The sequence below is a fragment of the Streptomyces sp. NPDC090741 genome (genome assembly GCF_044769045.1).
In the GTDB taxonomy this organism is placed as follows: domain Bacteria; phylum Actinomycetota; class Actinomycetes; order Streptomycetales; family Streptomycetaceae; genus Streptomyces.
In genome coordinates, this window is sequence record NZ_JBIVXF010000001.1 from 616,918 (window position 1) to 635,755 (window position 18,838).

Annotated in this window: 21 protein-coding genes; 12 read left to right on the forward strand and 9 right to left on the reverse strand. The window is 72.0% G+C overall.

What is annotated here, in order from left to right:
* Positions 1-90 precede the first annotated feature (90 nt).
* The 3 genes from ACIQU4_RS02800 to ACIQU4_RS02810 all read right to left on the reverse strand — a co-directional run bounded on the left by ACIQU4_RS02800 (position 91) and on the right by ACIQU4_RS02810 (position 2,753).
* A complete protein-coding gene (locus tag ACIQU4_RS02800; protein ID WP_311318607.1) occupies positions 91-186 on the reverse strand; it encodes an Ms4533A family Cys-rich leader peptide in 96 nt (31 codons plus the stop codon).
* Positions 187-255: 69 nt separating this feature from the next.
* Positions 256-1,731, reverse strand: a complete 1,476-nt coding sequence (locus tag ACIQU4_RS02805) for a DUF3152 domain-containing protein (protein WP_403724921.1) — start codon at positions 1,729-1,731, stop codon at positions 256-258.
* Positions 1,732-1,736: 5 nt separating this feature from the next.
* Entirely contained in the window at positions 1,737-2,753 is a 1,017-nt protein-coding gene (locus ACIQU4_RS02810; RefSeq protein ID WP_403724924.1) for an alpha/beta fold hydrolase, read from the reverse strand.
* Between the two features lie 171 nt (positions 2,754-2,924).
* Between ACIQU4_RS02810 and ACIQU4_RS02815 the strand changes: the two genes are divergently transcribed.
* The 4 genes from ACIQU4_RS02815 (at position 2,925) to ACIQU4_RS02830 (ending at position 4,739) form a co-directional block, all read left to right on the forward strand.
* Positions 2,925-3,140 carry a hypothetical protein gene (locus tag ACIQU4_RS02815; protein ID WP_366099943.1) on the forward strand — a complete coding sequence of 72 codons (216 nt, stop codon included), beginning with the start codon at positions 2,925-2,927 and terminating at the stop codon, positions 3,138-3,140.
* Between the two features lie 126 nt (positions 3,141-3,266).
* Positions 3,267-3,923 (forward strand): TetR/AcrR family transcriptional regulator, encoded by a 657-nt coding sequence (locus ACIQU4_RS02820; RefSeq protein WP_403724927.1) that lies wholly within the window; start codon positions 3,267-3,269, stop codon positions 3,921-3,923.
* Between the two features lie 153 nt (positions 3,924-4,076).
* Positions 4,077-4,304 (forward strand): DUF3107 domain-containing protein, encoded by a 228-nt coding sequence (locus ACIQU4_RS02825; RefSeq protein WP_030153467.1) that lies wholly within the window; start codon positions 4,077-4,079, stop codon positions 4,302-4,304.
* 132 nt (positions 4,305-4,436) lie between these two features.
* Positions 4,437-4,739 (forward strand): hypothetical protein, encoded by a 303-nt coding sequence (locus ACIQU4_RS02830; protein ID WP_385583992.1) that lies wholly within the window; start codon positions 4,437-4,439, stop codon positions 4,737-4,739.
* Between the two features lie 144 nt (positions 4,740-4,883).
* Here the strand turns inward: ACIQU4_RS02830 and ACIQU4_RS02835 are convergent, their stop codons facing one another.
* The gene (locus ACIQU4_RS02835; protein ID WP_403724930.1) at positions 4,884-5,642 is read right to left on the reverse strand and encodes a ferritin-like fold-containing protein; all 759 of its coding nucleotides are present in this window, start codon (positions 5,640-5,642) and stop codon (positions 4,884-4,886) included.
* Positions 5,643-5,947: 305 nt separating this feature from the next.
* On the opposite strand from ACIQU4_RS02835, the gene ACIQU4_RS02840 reads away from it, so the two are divergent.
* From ACIQU4_RS02840 to ACIQU4_RS02850, 3 genes are all read left to right on the forward strand, one after another.
* A complete protein-coding gene (locus ACIQU4_RS02840) occupies positions 5,948-8,221 on the forward strand; it encodes a DEAD/DEAH box helicase (protein ID WP_403724933.1) in 2,274 nt (757 codons plus the stop codon).
* Positions 8,222-8,339: 118 nt separating this feature from the next.
* On the forward strand, positions 8,340-9,197 hold the full coding sequence (locus tag ACIQU4_RS02845) for an alpha/beta fold hydrolase (protein WP_403724934.1): 858 nt from the start codon (positions 8,340-8,342) through the stop codon (positions 9,195-9,197).
* Positions 9,198-9,293: 96 nt separating this feature from the next.
* Positions 9,294-9,446, forward strand: coding sequence for a hypothetical protein (locus tag ACIQU4_RS02850; RefSeq protein WP_166663124.1), 153 nt, complete (start codon positions 9,294-9,296; stop codon positions 9,444-9,446).
* Between the two features lie 91 nt (positions 9,447-9,537).
* On the opposite strand, the gene ACIQU4_RS02855 is transcribed toward ACIQU4_RS02850, so the two are convergent.
* The 4 genes from ACIQU4_RS02855 to ACIQU4_RS02870 form a co-directional block, all read right to left on the reverse strand.
* Complete coding sequence (locus ACIQU4_RS02855; RefSeq protein WP_403724937.1) at positions 9,538-10,143, reverse strand: MarC family protein; 606 nt, start codon at positions 10,141-10,143, stop codon at positions 9,538-9,540.
* 81 nt (positions 10,144-10,224) lie between these two features.
* Positions 10,225-11,091, reverse strand: a complete 867-nt coding sequence (locus ACIQU4_RS02860; protein ID WP_403724939.1) for a PHP domain-containing protein — start codon at positions 11,089-11,091, stop codon at positions 10,225-10,227.
* Between the two features lie 121 nt (positions 11,092-11,212).
* Complete coding sequence (locus tag ACIQU4_RS02865; RefSeq protein ID WP_403724942.1) at positions 11,213-11,854, reverse strand: DUF6758 family protein; 642 nt, start codon at positions 11,852-11,854, stop codon at positions 11,213-11,215.
* 75 nt (positions 11,855-11,929) lie between these two features.
* Positions 11,930-12,514 (reverse strand): suppressor of fused domain protein, encoded by a 585-nt coding sequence (locus ACIQU4_RS02870; protein WP_403724944.1) that lies wholly within the window; start codon positions 12,512-12,514, stop codon positions 11,930-11,932.
* A 399-nt stretch (positions 12,515-12,913) separates the two neighbouring features.
* Here ACIQU4_RS02870 and ACIQU4_RS02875 point away from each other — a divergent pair, with 399 nt between their 5' ends.
* The gene (locus tag ACIQU4_RS02875; RefSeq protein ID WP_403724946.1) at positions 12,914-14,029 is read left to right on the forward strand and encodes a magnesium and cobalt transport protein CorA; all 1,116 of its coding nucleotides are present in this window, start codon (positions 12,914-12,916) and stop codon (positions 14,027-14,029) included.
* A gap of 65 nt (positions 14,030-14,094) precedes the next feature.
* Complete coding sequence (locus ACIQU4_RS02880) at positions 14,095-14,607, forward strand: hypothetical protein (protein WP_403724949.1); 513 nt, start codon at positions 14,095-14,097, stop codon at positions 14,605-14,607.
* Between the two features lie 40 nt (positions 14,608-14,647).
* On the opposite strand, the gene ACIQU4_RS02885 is transcribed toward ACIQU4_RS02880, so the two are convergent.
* Positions 14,648-15,445, reverse strand: a complete 798-nt coding sequence (locus ACIQU4_RS02885) for a hypothetical protein (protein WP_403724951.1) — start codon at positions 15,443-15,445, stop codon at positions 14,648-14,650.
* A gap of 181 nt (positions 15,446-15,626) precedes the next feature.
* Here ACIQU4_RS02885 and ACIQU4_RS02890 point away from each other — a divergent pair, with 181 nt between their 5' ends.
* The 3 genes from ACIQU4_RS02890 to ACIQU4_RS02900 all read left to right on the forward strand — a co-directional run bounded on the left by ACIQU4_RS02890 (position 15,627) and on the right by ACIQU4_RS02900 (position 18,786).
* On the forward strand, positions 15,627-16,898 hold the full coding sequence (locus ACIQU4_RS02890; protein ID WP_403724954.1) for a magnesium transporter MgtE N-terminal domain-containing protein: 1,272 nt from the start codon (positions 15,627-15,629) through the stop codon (positions 16,896-16,898).
* Between the two features lie 133 nt (positions 16,899-17,031).
* Positions 17,032-17,583, forward strand: coding sequence for a DUF1003 domain-containing protein (locus tag ACIQU4_RS02895; protein WP_403725955.1), 552 nt, complete (start codon positions 17,032-17,034; stop codon positions 17,581-17,583).
* 87 nt (positions 17,584-17,670) lie between these two features.
* Positions 17,671-18,786 carry an Mrp/NBP35 family ATP-binding protein gene (locus tag ACIQU4_RS02900; protein ID WP_385584095.1) on the forward strand — a complete coding sequence of 372 codons (1,116 nt, stop codon included), beginning with the start codon at positions 17,671-17,673 and terminating at the stop codon, positions 18,784-18,786.
* Positions 18,787-18,838: the final 52 nt, after the last annotated feature.

Consider the following 18,838-nt stretch of genomic DNA (forward strand, 5'->3'; position numbering starts at 1 on the left):
GGAACGAGAAAGCCGCGCCTGCGGGCATGGATGCACCCGGGCGCGGCGAAGGAAGAGAAAAGAAGAAGTCGCGGCGCGAACGGGTGGGCGTCAGCGACAGAGGATGTCGGCCACGCTGTGCGCGGTCACACCAAGCAGCGCCAGCTCAATGGCGGCGCTCGCGGCGGTGGTGTGGCGGTGCGACATGCGGAGAACAATTACCGATCATCGGACAAGTTGTCAACGCGATATCTCGCCATTCACCACCCCTTCCCGTCAACTCCCGGGGAACACCCAGGGGTTGGGCTTGCACTGGATCCCGCCGATGTCGAGGGACTTCGTCTGCTGCTGCATGATCGGCGCGAGCGCGCCGGGGGTCTGGCAGTTCACGTGCCCGTGCCCGAGCCGGTGGCCGACCTCGTGGTTGATGAGCATCTGCCGGTAGGTGAACATCTGGTCCGCGCCGTACGTCGTCGAGCCCTGCGCCCAGCGGAACGCGTTGATCATGACCCGCTCGGTGGAGGCGGAATCGCAGCTGACGTTGTCGACGGTGGTGTCCAGATCCGACTTCGCGCACCACACGCCGGTGGTGCCGGGGCTGGCCAGCGTGATCACGAAGTCGGCCTCGCCGCCCGGAACCCGCTCGAAGGTCTTCGTCCCGCCGTGGCCCCAGCTGCGGTCGTCGTTGAGGGTGCGGTGGACGGCCTCGGCGAACAGCTGCGCGTCCAGGCCGAGCCCCTGCTCGACGTCGACCCGGTAGCGGATCTTCTTGCCCTTGCCGGGCGCCGGCGCCACCCCGGGGACGGTGTCGAAGGTGCCGGGTCCCTTCAGTTTCTCGTCGATGGGGAACTGCTGGGCCATCTTCTGCTCGTACGACAGCTCCACCGCGGGCGCGGCCGGCGCCGCCGGGGTCGCCCGGCCGTCGGAGCGGGAGGCGGCGGACTTGCCGGGCTCGGCGCGCTTCTGGGTGTCGCCGGCGGAGCGCGCGGTGGGCGAGGAGGTGCTGTCGCCGTCGGTGGCCATCTGCACGGCGACGACGACGGCGAACGCGGTGGTGACGGCCGCCGCGGCGATCCCGGTGTACGTACGGACCTTCCGCCCGCGCCCGGAGGCGGGCGGCTCCTCGTCGGGAGCGGTCGGCGTGAGCGGTTCGGCGGGCCCGACGGGAGCGGCCGGGGCCGCGGCCGGAGCGGCCATCGGCGCACGCGGCCCCGGCACCAGGCGCTGCGGGCCGGTGGAGGTCAAGGGGTCGGCCGCGGGCTGCGGGAGGGTCACCTGCGGGAAACCGACCGCGGGGGTGCCGAAGGCCGGGGTGTCGGTGTCCAGCACGGCGGCATCCGAGGCGGTGTACGGGGATTGCCGCGCCCGCGGTACTCCGCGCCAGTCCCCGTACACCGCGTCGGATGCCGCGCCCCAGGCGCCGCCGGGCTCGCGCTGCTCGGGGTGGCCGCCGCGCGGCTCCTCGTACGCGGGGTGGCCGCCGGAGGGCCACTGCTCCTCGTAGGGCCGGTGCCCGTCGTCGTGCGCGCGCCGCTCCCCGTACGGGCGGCGCTCCTCGAAGACGGACCGCTCCGCGTACGGGGCCTGCTCCTCGTAGCCCTCGTACGGCAGGTGCTCCGCGTACGGGACCCGCTCCGCGTGCGGGCGGCGCTCCTCGTACGGGAACGCCTGCGCGGGCTCCGCCTCCGGTACCGGCTCCGGGCGGACAGGGGCGGGGGCCGGAGCGGGCCCCTTGCGACTATGTCGTCCCACGGTCCTCAGCCTCTGCCGTCTTCGGTGTCTCGGATGCCCAGCGTGTCGTGCATGTCGTGCGTGTCCGGGTCGGTGTCGCGCAGCAGCTCCCGGAAGGCCTGCGCCACCGCCTCCGGGTACTCCATCATCGCCACGTGCCCGGCCTCGGGCAGGGTCAGCAGCCGCGAACCCCGGAAGGCCGCCGCCGCCTTCCGCGCCATACGGTACGAGACCAGCTGGTCGCGGCCACCGTAGACCAGCAGGGTCGGGGCGAGCACCCGCTGCGCCTGGCGCCACAGTCCGTGCTGGCCGCCGAGGGTGTACGCGTCGACGATGCCGCGCGAGGAGCGGGTCATCGCGTCCCAGAAGTACGGCAGGGCCATCCGCCGCTCCATCTCCGCGACGGCGTGCGCGAAGCCCTCCTGTGACACCCGGGAGAGGTCCCCGTAGCACAGGGCCGTCACCCCGCGGGTGCGCTCCTCGGCGCTCAGCCCGCGGGTGAGCCGGCCGACCAGCGAGGCCATCCCGGGTACGGCGAGCAGGGCGGTCGGCACGGCCGACTTCTGCACGCGCAGCTCGGGCAGCGCGGGCGAGATCAGCGTGAGGGTGCGCACCAGGTCGGGGCGGACGGCCGCGACGCGGGTGGAGACGGCGCCGCCGAGGGAGTTCCCGAAGAGGTGGACGGGGCCGCGGCCGGCTGCGTCGAGGTGCCGGATGACCGCACGGGCCAGCGCCGTGACCGAATAGTCCCGGTCGGCGGGCGGCGGGGACCAGCCGAAGCCGGGCAGGTCGAGGGCCTCGCCGTCGACGCTGTCCTCCAGCTGTGCCATGAGGTCCGTCCAGTTCGTCGACGAACCGCCGAGTCCGTGCACGAACAGCGCGGACGGCAGCCCCGTGCGCAGCGGGGGCCGGGACCGGACGGCGAGCTCCAGTCCGGGCAGCACCGCGGTGCGCAGCTGCTCCCCCTCGGCGACGTGGACGGCTCCCACCTGGGGGGACGCTTCGGATGCGGATCGCACACCCGGCGGCTCGGTCGAAGACATGCGGCCAATGTTACGAGACGATCACGTCCGGACTCTTGTGTTCGGCATCACAGATGCTTGGGGATCCGCCTAGCGGGGTATCCGCGATCCTCCTACGCTCATAGATGAGGCAGGCCGCCGAGGAGCCATGCCCACGAGGGGCGAGGGAAGAAAGGGAAGAAGGGGAGCCACATGACCGTCGACCCCGCAGAGCCGGAAACCTTCCAGGAGCGTTTCCCGGAGACCCTCGACGCCGAGGCGCCCGAGGCCGATGCGGCGGAACAGCTGGCCGAGTTGCAGCCGGACGACGACGACCGGGTCACCGGGGTGGACCGCGGCGAGGCCGCGGACGGAGACGCCGCCGAGCAGGCGCGGGTGGTGACCCTGGACGAGGACGACTACCGCTGACCAGCGTCTCCGGCCGGTCCGTCAAGCGAGAAAACTCGGCTTGGACCCTACAGATTCGGTTACCGAAAAGTACGATGGCCGCGCGGCGCATGGCGCACTGTGTTCTTAGAGAAAGTGGGAGGCGGCGTGACAGCCATCGAGCAGACGGAGGCAGCTCGTCCCCGGGGCACGCGACTGCCGCGCCGAGCCCGACGCAATCAGCTCCTGGGCGCGGCCCAGGAGGTCTTCGTCGCGCAGGGTTACCACGCGGCCGCGATGGACGACATCGCGGAGCGGGCCGGTGTCAGCAAGCCCGTGCTGTACCAGCACTTCCCGGGCAAGCTCGACCTCTACCTGGCGCTGCTGGACCAGCACTGCGAGGCCCTGCTGCTCGCCGTGCGCACGGCGCTCGCGTCGACGACGGACAACAAGCTGCGCGTGGCCGCGACCATGGACGCCTACTTCGCGTACGTGGAGGACGAGGGCGGCGCGTTCCGGCTGGTCTTCGAGTCCGACCTGACGAACGAGCCGGCGGTGCGCGAGCGCGTCGACCGCGTCTCGCTCCAGTGCGCCGAGGCCATCTCGGAGGTCATCGCCGAGGACACCGGCCTGTCCAAGGACGAGTCGATGCTGCTGGCCGTGGGCCTGGGCGGGGTCTCGCAGGTGGTGGCCCGGTACTGGCTCTCCAGCGAGAGCCCGGTCGCCCGGGACACGGCGGTGGGCCTGCTGACGTCGCTGGCCTGGCGCGGCATCGCCGGCTTCCCGCTGCACGGCATGGAGGGCGGCCAGGCGCCGCAGGCCTGACCGGGCGGCGCGGGCCTGACCTCGGTGCCCTGACCCGCCGGTGTTCGCTGCGAGCGTGTCCGGAGCGCCGCATCCGGGTCCCCTCTCCGGGCTAATGTGGTCCGGGTACGGCGCGGCTGATCGCGCACAACCGACCATCGGAGGGACAAAGCCGTGGAGGTCAAGATCGGCGTGCAGCACGCACCCCGGGAGATCGTGCTGGAGAGCGACTTGAGCGCCGAGGAGCTGGAGCGCATCGTCACCGCCGCGCTGACCGGTTCGGAGCCGCTGCTGAGCCTCACCGACAACAAGGGCCGCAAGGTCCTGGTGCCGGCCGACCGCCTGTCGTACGTCGACCTGGGCGAGCCGAGCGTGCGCAAGGTCGGTTTCGGCGCGCTCTGACGCGTCGCGACCGGCATTCGGAAGAACTGGGTGAAACGGCCCGGTGGTTGATTCCACCGGGCCGTTTCCCTTTCCTCCGCTTCGGGTAGGACCGCAGTGAACCGGTTTGCCCCTGACCTGCGGGAGACCCCCATGCTGCTGTTGGAAGCGCTCGGCTCCGCCCTCCTGGGCCTCGCCCTTGCCGGAGTGGCTCTGCGAGTGCTGGCCCGGCGGCTGCCGTCACCGAGGATGGTGCTGGTCAGCGGGGTCCTGGGCGCCCTCTTCGGGGCGTACCTGACACAGTTCGCGCTCGGCCCGGGGCACAACACGCTCTTCGCGACCCTGGTCGGCTCGGTGCTGGTGTCCGCGGTGGTGCTGTCGCTGCTGCTGCGCCCCGGCGCGGGACCCCGGCGCTCATCCCGCAGGGCTCCGTTTTCGCTCCCCTCGCAGGGCTGACCGGCCCTCCGGCCGAGCCCGTACGCCCGACTGAACCCGGAGCCCCGACCGAACCCGTACCACGTCACCTCGTACGTCGGCCCCGGCACGGGATTCCGCGCCGGGGCCGACGTACGAGCAGGTGAGGACAGGCAGGTGGAACGATCAGGCGGCGAGGCCCAGTGCGGCCATGCGCTTGGTGTGCGCCTTGGTGATCCGGGTGAACATCTCGCCGACGGCCGCCAGGTCGAAGCCGGCCGCCATCCCGTCCACACCGCCCACCAGCATCGTGGAGAGCGCGTCGCGCTCGGCGACCACGCGCTGCGCCTGCGAGAGCGCCTCGCCCATCAGCCGGCGGGCCCACAGTGCGAGCCGGCCGCCGCAGCGCGGGTCGGCCTCGATGGCGGCGCGCACCTTCTCGACGGCGAAGCCGCCGTGGCCGGTGTCGTCGAGCACGCTCACGACGAGGGCGCGGGTGTCGGTGTCCAGGTGGGTGGCGACCTCGCGGTAGAAGTCGCTGGCGATGGAGTCGCCGACGTAGGCCTTGACCAGGCCCTCCAGCCAGTCCGAGGGCGCGGTCTGGCGGTGGAAGTCGTCGACGCCCTTGGCGAAGGGCTCCATGGCTGCGGTGGGCTCGGCGTCGATCGCCGCGAGGCGGTCGCGCAGCCGCTCGAAGTGGAGGAACTCCGCGGAGGCCATCTTCGCGAGCGCGGCCTTGTCGTCGAGGGTGGGCGCGAGCTTCGCGTCCTCCGCCAGGCGCTCGAAGGCCGCGAGCTCTCCGTACGCGAGCGCTCCCAGCAGGTCCACGACGGCTGCCCGGTACTGCGGCGAGGCGGAGGCGGTCGCCCAGTCCTGGGCAGCGATCCCGGTCGCCTCGGCGCCGGCGCTGTCGTCGGAGGGCGATGCGTTTTCAACGGTCGACATGCTCCGCACAATAGCCCGCCGGAACCCCGCTCAAGGCACCGCATCAGGTCACTACCGGTCCGCCTAAACGGGACTACCAGGTGAATTCACCCGACACACCTGCGCGATTCCGGGGTACAGTGGTAATGCGCCTGCCGGATACTCGGCGGGCCATCCGAATGAGGATGCCCGGTCGGTGGCCCGATCGGCTCCACCCGACCGCCCTCGGCGTGATGCGTACGTACATGCGTACGACCTCTCCACGAGGGGCCCCCTCAGCGGCACAAGCGCTTGAGCGAAGGCCAGTGGTCCCGCGCAGCTTCGTAATGGCTCTCCCGATTTCCGGGAGGGCGCAGTACTGCAAGCCAGGCACGGTACGACCCCCCTCGCCGCCTCGCGCCGCGTCTCACAGAAGAGGCAGCACCCTGACTACGTTCCGAGACCTCGGGATCTTTCCCGAGACGGCCGAAGCCCTTGAGGCCGTCGGCATTGTGTCCCCCTTCCCGATCCAGGAGATGACCCTCCCCGTCGCCCTTTCCGGCACGGACGTCATCGGCCAGGCGAAGACCGGAACCGGCAAGACGCTCGGTTTCGGCCTTCCGCTGCTGGAGCGGGTCGTCGTCCCCGCGGACGTCGAGGCCGGCCGGGCAACGCCCGACCAGCTGACCGACGCCCCGCAGGCCCTCGTCGTCGTCCCGACGCGCGAGCTGTGCACCCAGGTCACCAACGACCTGCTGACCGCGGGCAAGGTCCGCAACGTCCGCGTCCTCGCCATATACGGCGGCCGCGCGTACGAGCCGCAGGTCGAGGCGCTCAAGAAGGGCGTCGACGTGATCGTCGGCACCCCGGGCCGCCTGCTCGACCTGGCCGGCCAGCGCAAGCTCGACCTGTCGCACGTCAAGGCCCTCGTCCTGGACGAGGCCGACGAGATGCTCGACCTCGGCTTCCTGCCCGACGTCGAGAAGATCATCAACTACCTGCCGCCGAAGCGTCAGACCATGCTGTTCTCGGCGACCATGCCGGGCGCGGTCATCGGCCTGGCCCGCCGGTACATGACGCAGCCGACGCACATCCGCGCCACCTCGCCCGAGGGCGAGGGCGTGACCGTCGCCAACATCAAGCAGCACGTCTTCCGTGCGCACAACATGGACAAGCCGGAGCTCGTCTCCCGCATCCTGCAGGCCGACGGCCGCGGACTGGCCATGATCTTCTGCCGTACCAAGCGCACGGCGGCCGACATCGCCGAGCAGCTGGAGAAGCGCGGCTTCGCGTCCGGCGCCGTCCACGGCGACCTGGGCCAGGGTGCGCGCGAGCAGGCGCTGCGCGCGTTCCGCAACGGCAAGGTCGACGTGCTGGTGTGCACCGACGTCGCCGCGCGCGGCATCGACGTCGAGGGTGTCACCCACGTCATCAACTACCAGACGCCGGAAGACGAGAAGACCTTCCTGCACCGTGTGGGCCGCACCGGCCGCGCGGGCAACAAGGGCACCGCCGTCACCCTGGTCGACTGGGACGACATCCCGCGCTGGCAGCTGATCAACAAGGCGCTGGAGCTGGACTTCCACGACCCGGTCGAGACGTACTCCACGTCTCCGCACCTGTTCGAGGAGCTGCACATCCCGGCCGGCACCAAGGGCATCCTGCCGCGCGCCGAGCGCGTGCGGGCCGGCCTGAAGGCCGAGGAGCTCGAGGACCTGGGCGAGACCGGCGGCCGCGGTGGCCGTGGCGGTCGCGGTGACCGCGGTGACCGCGGTGACCGCGGTCCGGCCGCCGCCGCTCCGGTCGAGGAGCGTGAGGCCCGTACGCGCACCCCGCGCCAGCGCCGCCGGACGCGGGGCGGTAGCGAGCTCGGCGCCGAGGCCGCTGCCGTGACCCCGGTGGCCGAGGCCCCCGAGGCTCCGGCCGGCGACGAGGCGCGCAAGCCGCGCCGCCGCCGGACGCGTTCGGTGACCACGGCCGCTGCGGCTGCGGCCGCCGTGGCCGAGGCGGCCCCGGTCGCTCCGGTCGTCGAGGCCGCCCCCGTCGCCCCCGTCGCCCCCGTCGCCGCGGTCGCGGTCGCCGAGGCTCCGGCCGAGGAGGCCCCGGTCAAGGCCCGCCGTACCCGCGCCCGCAAGGTCGCGGAGGCTCCGGTCTTCGCGGAGCCCGAGTTCCAGCAGGCCCCGCCGGCCGAGCCGGTCAAGGCCGAGCCGGTCCGGGCCCGCCGGGTCCCGACCCAGAAGCCCGTCCTCGCCCAGGTGACCCCGATCGCCGAGGCTCCGGCCGCGGAGACGGTGGTCAAGGCCCGCCGGACCCGCAAGGTCGTCGACGCGGCCCCGGAGCCGGACTTCCAGGTGGCCCCGCCCGTGGAGCCCCCGGTCAAGGCCCGCCGTACGGCTCCCACCACCCGGACCCGCAAGGTCGCGGAGGCCGCTCCGGCCGCCGAGGCCGCCGCGGTGACCGAGGATGCCGCGGTCAAGCCGAAGCGCACCCGGACCCGCAAGGCCGCCGCTGCCGTCGTCGAGGCTCCGGCCGCGCCGGTGGCCGAGGAGGCCCCCCCGAAGCCGAAGCGCACGCGGACCCGCAAGGCCGTCGCTCCCGTCGTGGAGACCACGGAGGCCTGATCCCCGTTCCGCCGTCCGGTGGCCCGGTCCCCTTCCGAGGGGGCCGGGCCACCGGCGTATCCGGGCCGTACACACCGCCCCTACGCGCCGGTAACCTCGGGCCGGTAGCCTCTGGCCCATGAGCAAGCCGCCCCGCCTCACGCTGCCCTCCGGTGCCCGCGCGTACCTCCTGTCCACCGCACGCGGCGATTTCGCCGTGCACGAGGCCGGCGAGCCCGTCCGCGGCACCGCCCTGCTCGTCCCCGGGTTCACGGGCAGCAAGGAGGACTTCATCGGTCTCCTGGAGCCGCTCGCCGCCGCGGGGTACCGGGTGGTCGCGGTCGACGGGCGGGGGCAGCACGAGAGCCCCGGCCCGCGCGAGGAGTCGGCGTACGCGCTGGCGGAGCTCGCGCAGGACGTGCTGGCCCAGGCCGCCGCCGTGGACGGGGGTCCGGTCCATCTGGTCGGCCACTCGCTGGGCGGGCTTGTCGCGCGCGCCGCCGTACTGCGCGACGCGGCGCCCTTCGCCTCCCTCACGCTGATGAGCAGCGGGCCGGCCGCGATCGCAGAGGACCAGCAGGAGCGTACGAAGCTGCTGGTCGCCGCGTTGGAGGCGATGCGCGACGACATGCCGGGCGTCTGGACGGCCATGCGGTCCTTCGACCCCGAGGACGCGGTGCCCGACTCCCCCGAGCTCGCGGAGTTCCTGCGCGAGCGGTGGCTGGCCACCGTGCCCGAGCAGCTGATCGGCACGGGCCGGATCCTGGTCTCCGAGCCGGACCGGGTGGAGGTGCTGAGCGCCGTGGAGCTGCCGAAGCTGGTGCTGTCCGGTGAGGTCGACTACGCGTGGCCGGTGCCGCTGATGGACGAGATGACACGGCGACTGGGTGCGGCCCGGGTGGTCGTGGCGGGTACCGAGCACTCCCCCAATGCGGAGAATCCGCAGGTCACGGCGGGTGCGCTGGCCTCGTTCTGGGACGCTCACCCGCAGGGTTAGTTAGCGAGTGAAAAAATTTCTTTAGCGTAGGGAATGTTTGCCTCTTACACTTCGTTGGAACAGTGCAAGGAGAACACTGACGAAGGGAGAAGCCCCGTGCGCTTCGAGATTCTGCGCCTGGACGATGTCGACGGATCTGCCGTGGACAGCACCGTCGTGGACGCGGCCTCCGTCAACCGGATCGTGCAGCAGGCGGCCGCCGTAGGCCAGCGCATTCTGATCCGACCGGCCGAGAGTGCGTCCTCCTGACGCTTCCGCACCATCCGCACAAAGACGTCGACGCCCCCGCACCGATCCGGTGCGGGGGCGTTCGCGTGCGCGGGAGCAGGCCGGACGGCGGTCAGGCCGCGTGGATGACCTGGAGCACGCCGTTGATGATCTGCTGGACGGCGATCGCGGAGAGCATCATGCCGGCCAGGCGCGTCACGAGGACGACGCCGCCGTCCTTGATGACCCGGATGATCACCAGCGAGTAGCGCATGGCGGTCCACAGCACGAGGTGCATGGCAATGATCGCCAGCCAGACCGAGACCTGCCCGCTGACCCCGTCCGCCTTCTGCACGGCGAGGATGACGGAGACGATCGCACCGGGACCGGCGAGCAGCGGCATGCCGAGCGGCACGAGGGCGACGTTCACGTCCTTGGTCTGCTTGGGCTCGTCGTTCTTGCCGGTGAGCAGGTCGAGCGCGATGAGCAGGAGCAGCAGACCGCCCGCGATCATCAGCGCGGGGACGGAGACGTGCAGGTAGTCCAGGATCTGCTGGCCGCAGATGCCGAAGACGGCGATGACGCCGAAGGCCACGCAGACGGCCTGCCAGGCCATGCGGCGCTGCACCTTGGCAGGTCGGCCCGAGGTCAGGGCGAGGAAGATCGGCGTGATGCCCGGGGGATCCATAATCACAAAAAGCGTGAGAAATAGGGATCCGAAGACGGCGAAGTCGAACACAGTGATGCCTTGCAGGAGAGAGGGGTGTTTCGAAAAGAGGAAGAAGGGGCGCAGAGACGCGCTCGCACGCCGGTCGGCGTGTTACGCGCCGGTCGCTCCGCCGGCGCCCGGAACGGGGAAGGCCCCCGTCGCGCGGCGCGTGATCTCGCCGTAGATCTCGGGGTCGGTCGTGTACTCCCCGAGGCGGCACGTCTTGCGGCTGCCGTGGTAGTCGCTGGACCCGGTCGTGAGGATTCCGAGCTCGCCGGCCAGGGCGCGCAGCCGCCCGCGCGTGTCGGTGTCGTGGTCCATGTGGTCCACCTCGATGCCGTCCAGGCCTGCGGACGCGAGCTCGGCTATCGCGGACTCGGGGACGCACCGGCCGCGCTTGACGGCGGCCGGGTGCGCGAAGACGGTGACCCCGCCGGCCGCCTTGACCAGGCGGATGGCGTCGAAGGGGTCGAGCTCGTGCTTCTCGGCGTGCGCGCGGCCGCCGTCGGCGATCCAGTCCGTCGTGAACGCGTCGGACACGGTGGGGACGACGCCGAGCTCGACGAGCGCGGTGGCGATGTGCGGCCGCCCGACGGAGCCTTCGCCGGCGATCCGGGCCACCTGCTCCCAGGTGATGTCGACGCCGAGCTCCTGAAGCTTGCCGATCATGGCGTGGGCGCGCGGGGTGCGGTCGTCGCGGACGAGCTCCCGCTCGCGGGCCAGCTCGGGCTCCTCGGGGTCGAAGAGGTACGCGAGCAGGTGCATCCCGATGCCGTCGAGCCGGCAGGAGAGCTCCATGCCGGTGACGAGGGTGAGCCCGCTCGGCAGTGCGGCGAGGGCTTCGGCGTATCCCCCGACGGTGTCGTGGTCGGTCAGCGCGACCACGTCGAGGCCGGCGGCGGCCGCGTTACGGACCAGCTCTGCGGGGGCGTCGGTCCCGTCGGAGGCCGTGGAGTGGGCGTGCAGATCGATGCGCACGGCCGGTGCTCCAGGGGTCTCGCGGGTACGGGGGGACACCCCAGGATAACGCCCGCCCGCCGTCCGGACGCCACGCCACCCGCGGCCCGGCCCCGGCGCGGGCCCGGGGGGGCGGGGGTGGCTACGGACCGAGGACGCGCGGGCTCAGCGCGCCGCACGGCAGGAGTTCGACCTCGGCGCCCGCGTCCCGCAGGTCCGTCAGCACCAGTTCGTCGTACATCAGCAGGCCCGACTGCTCCGGCCAGACGACGGCCCACAGCCACAGCCCGCGCGCCTCACCGGCGAACACGGCCCGGTCGTCCGGGGCTCCCTTCACGTGCCACAGCGGTGTCGGGCGGCCCGCCGCGACGACCTTGGCGTGCGGCGGCGCCGAAACGTCGATGTACGTACCGGGGTCGGGTCCGTCGATCCCCGCATACCGCGCGCCGAGGCCGACTCCCAACTCCTCCGCGACCAGCAGCAGCTCGCCGATCCCGCCGAGCGGACCGGGACCCGAGCAGGCCACCGCCGTCGCCCGGCCCCCGCTGCGGTCGTCACCGGCCGCCGCCACCCCGGTGAACAGCCACCCCACCGGCAGCGGCCACGGCATCCACACCGGCACCTTCGCCCGGTTCACCACCACGCCCAGGCCTTCGACACTGGGCGGGATGACGGGCTGCAGGGGGTGCACCGTGCCATGCAGCGCACACTGCCACGAATCGGAGAAGAGCCCGGGCGCCCTGACCCGGCCTCCGCACTTCGGGCAAGTTGGTTCACCCCTCATAGGAAGCCACGCTCCTCCCCGCCCGGCGCCCCGTCAAGACACGATCACCCGTCCGGATGCCCCGGTGCGGATGTCTCAGTCCAGCGGCACAGCGGTACGAAGAGGATCCCGCAGATCCGTGCCGTGCGACAGCCAGCGTTCCTGGAGGGCCGCCGCTCCGTGCACCCGCTTCCAGGCGGCCTCGTTCGCCGTCATCGGCAGGAGCGGGAGGAAGTGCACCGGGTCCATGGGCTCGTCGAGTTCGAGGTCCTCGACCAGCCCGCCGGGCTCCGCGACGAGTACGGAGGTGAACGGCGCCCCGTCCCACAGCGGCGCGCCCACGTCGAGCGAGGCGCCGGGGGTCACGACCAGTCCCTCCACCTGCGGCGCGGCCCCCAGCACCGCGAGCGGCCGCAGCAGCTTGTCGGTGGGCGCGAGCCCCGCCCGTACGGTCAGCACGAGCTCGGCGCGCGGCCCGCGCAGCGGGTCGGCGACGACGACGGTCGGGTCGGCCATGGGTTGTGCGGACATGCCGAGGGTCGCGTACCGCACGAGGTCCCCCTCGGCGAAGCGCAGCACTTCGATGCGGTCGGTGCCGAGGAAGGTGACGGCGGCGCGGGCGTCGGGTTCGCCGAGCGCGCTGCGCAGCCGGGCTTCGACGAGAGCCAGAATTTGTGCCATGAAGCGAGCATAGAACTCGTATGAGGCGGGTAAAGGGCGGGTCTTGACCATCCGTCGGCTGATAACGTTGACCGCTGGTCGGGGCCACACTCTTGAAGAGCTGTTTCGGGGCAGCCGACGACAGGACGTCCTCCACGGAGGACCGGCCGGAGGAGGTGGGGCTGCAATGGATCGAAGTCGATCGTGCAGTACCAATCGCTCTTCCACTCCTTGTACGGGCACCACGGGCACGTTCCCGCCCGTTTGATCATCTGATCAGTAGAAGAGCGACGGCGGAACTTTGTCCTCCCGTCCTGTTCCTTCCGTCCGCCCCGGGCCTGCCCGCCTGCCGCGGCCGTGCCACTCGGAAGGGACCTCCCACCCGTACGGTCCGCAGCCGTGCGTGCGAAGGAGCCTGCCATGTCGATGCTGCCCTACCTGCGTGCCGCCGTACGCCCGGCCCTGCGCAGGTCCACCCCGTCCCAGCCCGGCTACGACACCACCCGCGACCCGTCCGCGAGCAGCGCGGTCGTCGACTGCGCCGTGTACCGCGACGGCCGACGCGCCCTGGGATCGGCCTGTCTGACCCCGCGTGAGGCGATGGCCCGCGTCCGCGAGAGCGGCGGGTTCGCCTGGATCGGCCTGCACGAGCCGACCGAGGCCGAGTTCGCGGGGATCGCCGCCACCTTCGGCCTGCACCCGCTCGCCGTGGAGGACGCGGTGCACGCGCACCAGCGGCCGAAGCTGGAGCGCTACGACGACACGCTCTTCACCGTTTTCAAGACGATCCACTACGTGGAGCACGCCGAACTGACCGCCACCAGCGAGGTGGTGGAGACCGGCGAGGTGATGTGCTTCACCGGCCCCGACTTCGTCATCACGGTCCGGCACGGCGGCCAGGGCTCCCTGCGGTCCCTGCGCCACCGCCTCCAGGACGACCCCGAACTGCTCGCCAAGGGCCCCTCGGCCGTCCTGCACTCCATCGCCGACCACGTCGTCGACGGGTACATCGCGGTCGCGGCGGCCGTCCAGGACGACATCGACGAGGTGGAGAGCGCGGTGTTCGCCGCGCCCGCCAAGGGCAGTGCGCGCGGCGGGGACGCGGGCCGCATCTACCAGCTCAAGCGCGAGGTGCTGGAGTTCAAGCGGGCCGTCTCCCCGATGCTGCGGCCGATGGAGCTGCTGAGCGAGCGTCCGATGCGGCTGGTGGACCCGGACATCCAGAAGTACTTCCGCGACGTCGCCGACCACCTGGCTCGCGTGCACGAGCAGGTCATCGGCTTCGACGAGCTCCTGAACTCGATCCTCCAGGCCAATCTGGCGCAGGCGACCGTCGCGCAGAACGAGGACATGCGCAAGATCACCTCGTGGGCGGCGATCATCGCCGTACCGACGATGATCTGCGGGGTCTACGGGATGAACTTCGACCACATGCCCGAGCTCCAGTGGAAGTACGGCTACCCGATGGTGATGGCCACCATCGTCGGCATCTGCTTCACCATCCACCGCGCGCTGCGCCGCCACGGCTGGCTCTAGGCCGTGTCTTTCGGATCATGCCGGGCCCGAAGCCGGGTCCCAGGCCACCCCCTACTCTGTTGCGCATGACTCTCAGCGCGCTCGACCTGGCCCTCGTCGAGGAGGCCACCAAGAAGTCCGGCCTGATCTGGGTCCGCGGCTCCGGGGCCGACCGGGCCCTGTGGCACGCCTGGGTCGACGGCGCGGCCCACGTACTGGGCGACGGACCCGGGGAGCAGCCCTTCCCGGGGCTCGCGGACGGCGGGACCGCCGAGGTGACCGTGCGCAGCAAGGACAAGGGCGGCCGGCTGGTCGCCTGGACGGCGGCCGTACGCGAGCTCCCGCCCCGCAGCGAGGAGTGGCAGGCCGCCGTGGCCGAGCTGAAGGGGAAGCGGCTGAACGCGCCCGACTCGGAGCGGATGACCGAGCGGTGGGCGCGCGAGTGCCGGCTGCTGCGGCTGGAGCCGGTGGCGGCGAGCACGGACCTGCCCGGCGGATCGCTGGCGGCGACCCCGCTGGGCTCGCCGGCGGTCACCCGCCGGCCCGTCCCGGCCGGGCTGCCGAAGCTGCTGTTCAAGCGGAAGAAGGCGGCCCGCTGAGGGGAGTCCGCACCCCCGCGCCCGTCGGTACCCCGTACCGCTACTTGGTCGGGTTCGAGCCCTGTCCCGAGCTCTTGCTCGGGCTCGGCGACGGGGCGGAGCCCCCGCCCTGGTCCTTGGTCGTCGGCATCTGGGTGCCGTAGTCGACGGTCTGGTCCTGCGCCGGCGCCTCCAGCGGGAAGGTCTTGCCCCACTCCGCGAGGTCGACCTGCCCGGCCCCGCCGGCCCGCTCCAGGCGCATCGGGTACGGGGTCCCCTCCAGGGAGACCGACAGCTTGCCGCCCTTGCCCTTGTCCGCCGTGACCAGGACCGCGCGGGTGTGCCCGACCTTGGTGTAGTCGTCCTCCTTGGCGAGCTTGCCGTCGAGTCCGAGCAGCCCGTCGAGCAGCACCTGCATGTCGGTGAACCCGCGGAACTGCTTGTACGTGGGGTCGCCCTGGGGCACCTTCACGTACTTGTCGCCGAGCTTGCCGGCCGAGTCGGACTTGCCCCAGAAGGTGGCGCTCGCCTTGAGGTAGAGCTGCTCGCCCACGCGCAGCACCTGGAAGGTGTCCTCCTGCGACTTCACCTCGCCGGAGCCGCCGTCCTTGCCCAGCCGCATGTCGAGCGTGAAGGACTTGCCGCCGCTGACGAGCGTGCCGGACAGGTGCACCGAGGCGGCGGCGCCGGCCGCGGCCTTCGCCTTGTCCTCGATCTGGTCGGCGGAGAGCTTGCCGACCCCGTTGGTGCCCTCGTCCGGGTCCGCGCCGCAGCCCGTGCCGGCGACGGCCAGGCCCGCGAACAGGACACCGGCGAAGGCCGCCCGGCGCAGCCGAACGGCGGGGAGGTAGGCGGTCACGGGCAGGTGCCTCTCGTCGTGCGTCTTGGAGCAGCAGGCAGCGTACCCGCCCGTAGCCACCGCACCGGGCGGGTGGTCGGCCGTACCCACGGGCGGACCGCCCCACCAGGACGCTCTCCCTGGCCACGGGCTAGCCTGAGGGGCGGCAGGACTGAGGATCGACGCTCTAGGAGGCGCTCGCATGGCTGGTGGCGCCCCGCGGATCTTCGTCTCGCATCTGTCGGGTGTGCCCGTGTTCGACCCCAACGGCGACCAGGTCGGCCGCGTCCGCGACCTCGTCGCGATGCTGCGCGTCGGCGGGCGTCCGCCGCGGCTGCTGGGCCTGGTGGTCGAGGTGGTCAGCCGGCGCCGGATCTTCCTCCCGATGACCCGGGTCACGGGCGTGGAGTCCGGACAGGTCATCACCACCGGTGTCGTCAACATGCGCCGCTTCGAGCAGCGGCCCACCGAGCGCCTGGTCCTCGGCGAACTGCTGGACCGCCGGGTGACGCTGGGGGCCACCGGCGAGGAGGTCACCGTCCTCGACGTGGCCATCCAGCAGCTGCCGGCCCGCCGCGACTGGGAGATCGACAAGATCTTCGTGCGCAAGGGCAAGAGCGGCGCGCTGCGCCGGCGCGGCGAGACCCTGACCGTGGAGTGGTCGGCGGTGACCGGCTTCTCGCTGGAGGAGGAGGGCCAGGGCGCCGAGAACCTGGTGGCCACGTTCGAGCAGATGCGCCCGGCCGACGTGGCGAACGTCCTGCACCACCTGTCGCCGAAGCGGCGCGCCGAGGTGGCCAACGCGCTCGACGACGACCGGCTCGCGGACGTCATGGAGGAGCTGCCCGAGGACGAGCAGGTGGAGATCCTCGGCAAGCTGAAGGAGGAGCGCGCCGCCGACGTCCTGGAGGCGATGGACCCGGACGACGCGGCCGACCTGCTCTCGGAGCTCCCGGAGGACGACAAGGAGCGGCTGCTGACGCTGATGCAGCCGAACGACGCGGCCGACGTGCGGCGCCTGCTGTCGTACGAGGAGAACACCGCGGGCGGTCTGATGACGACGGAGCCGATCGTGCTGCGGCCCGACGCGACGGTCGCGGACGCGCTGGCCCGCGTCCGGCAGTCGGACCTGTCGCCGGCGCTGGCCGCGCAGGTGTACGTGTGCCGGCCGCCGGACGAGACGCCCACGGGCAAGTACCTGGGCACGGTGCACTTCCAGCGGCTGCTGCGGGACCCCCCGTTCACGCTGGTGAGCTCGATCGTGGACACGGACCTGCCGCCGCTGCGTCCGGACGCCTCGCTGCCCCAGGTGACGAGCTACCTCGCCGCCTACAACATGGTCGCTGTACCGGTGGTGGACGAGAGCGGCTCGCTGCTGGGCGCGGTGACCGTGGACGACGTACTGGACCACCTGCTGCCGGACGACTGGCGGGAGACGGACTTCCACGCCGAGGAGGTCTCCAGTGGGCAGTGACCGACGGGGCGAGCCGGCGCGCGAACGCCGCCGTGAGCAGATCCGCGTGCGGCGCGAGCTGGCGCGCGAGCACGCCCGTGAGTACGCGCGCGAGCAGGGGCTCACGGGCCGGGAGGAGGAGTCCGCCGAGCGGCTGCGGTCCAGGGCGGCCGCTTCCCCGACCGGGTCGACCGCGCTGACGCGGTCGACGCGGGTGCGCCTGGACCAGCCCCGGCCGGACCGGCGGCGGCTGCTTCCGGTGTACGACCCGGAGGCGTTCGGGCGGCTGTCGGAGCGGGTGGCGCGGTTCCTCGGCACGGGCCGGTTCATCGTCTACATGACGCTGGTCATCATCGTCTGGGTGCTGTGGAACATCTTCGCGCCGCAGCACCTGCGGTTCGACGAGTACCCGTTCATCTTCCTGACGCTGATGCTGTCGCTGCAGGCCTCGTACGCGGCTCCGCTGATCCTGCTCGCGCAGAACCGGCAGGACGACCGCGACCGGGTCAACCTGGAGCAGGACCGCAAGCAGAACGAACGCTCCATCGCCGACACCGAGTACCTGACCCGGGAGATCGCGGCGCTGCGGATGGGCCTGGGCGAGGTCGCGACCCGCGACTGGATCCGGTCGGAGTTCCAGGACCTGATCAAGGAGATGGACGAGCGGCGGCTATTCCCGGAGGAGAGTGACGAAGGCGACCGCTAGCGGCCTTTCCTGAGGCAGGCTACCGAGCCGTACCATCGGGACATGGCTACCGACACAAGCTCCGCCGCCGTGCCTGAGCAGGACGCGATCCTCGACGCGCTGGCGACGGTGAACGACCCCGAGATCCACCGGCCGATCACCGAGCTCGGCATGGTCAAATCGGTGGAGATCGGCGATGGCGGCGAGGTCGCGGTCACGGTCTACCTCACGGTGTCGGGCTGCCCCATGCGCGAGACGATCACCAAGAACGTCACCGAGGCCGTCGAGCGGGTCGCGGGCGTCACCTCGGTCGCGGTCACGCTGGACGTGATGAGCGACGAGCAGCGCAAGGAGCTGGCGGCGACTCTGCGCGGCGGCACCGCCGAGCGCGAGGTCCCGTTCGCCAAGCCGGGCTCGCTGACCCGCGTCTACGCGGTGGCGTCCGGCAAGGGCGGCGTCGGCAAGTCGTCGGTGACGGTGAACCTGGCCGCGGCGATGGCCGCGGACGGTCTGAAGGTCGGCGTCGTCGACGCGGACATCTACGGCCACAGCGTGCCGCGCATGCTGGGCGTGGAGGGCCGCCCGACCCAGGTCGAGAACATGATCATGCCGCCGTCGGCGAACGGCGTGAAGGTCATCTCCATCGGCATGTTCACGCCGGGCAACGCGCCGGTGGTGTGGCGCGGCCCGATGCTCCACCGGGCGCTGCAGCAGTTCCTGGCGGACGTGTTCTGGGGCGACCTGGACGTGTTGCTGCTGGACCTGCCGCCGGGTACGGGCGACATCGCGATCTCGGTCGCGCAGCTGGTGCCGAACGCGGAGATCCTGGTCGTGACCACCCCGCAGCAGGCGGCGGCCGAGGTCGCGGAGCGGGCCGGCTCGATCGCGGTGCAGACGCACCAGAAGATCGTCGGCGTCGTCGAGAACATGTCCGGGCTGCCGTGCCCGCACTGCGACGAGATGGTCGACGTGTTCGGCTCGGGCGGTGGCCAGAAGGTCGCCGACGGCCTGACGAAGACGGTCGGCGCGGCGGTGCCGGTGCTCGGCTCGATCCCGATCGACGTACGGCTGCGCGAGGGCGGCGACGAGGGCAGGCCGGTCGTCCTGTCGGACCCGGACTCCCCGGCCGGCGCGGCGCTGCGCTCCATCGCGGGCAAGCTCGGCGGCCGCGCCCGCGGCCTGGCCGGCATGTCCCTGGGCATCACCCCGCGCAACAAGTTCTGAGCACGTTCTGAGCGAGGAGGGCACCGCCGGCCGGCGGTGCCCTTTCCCGTAC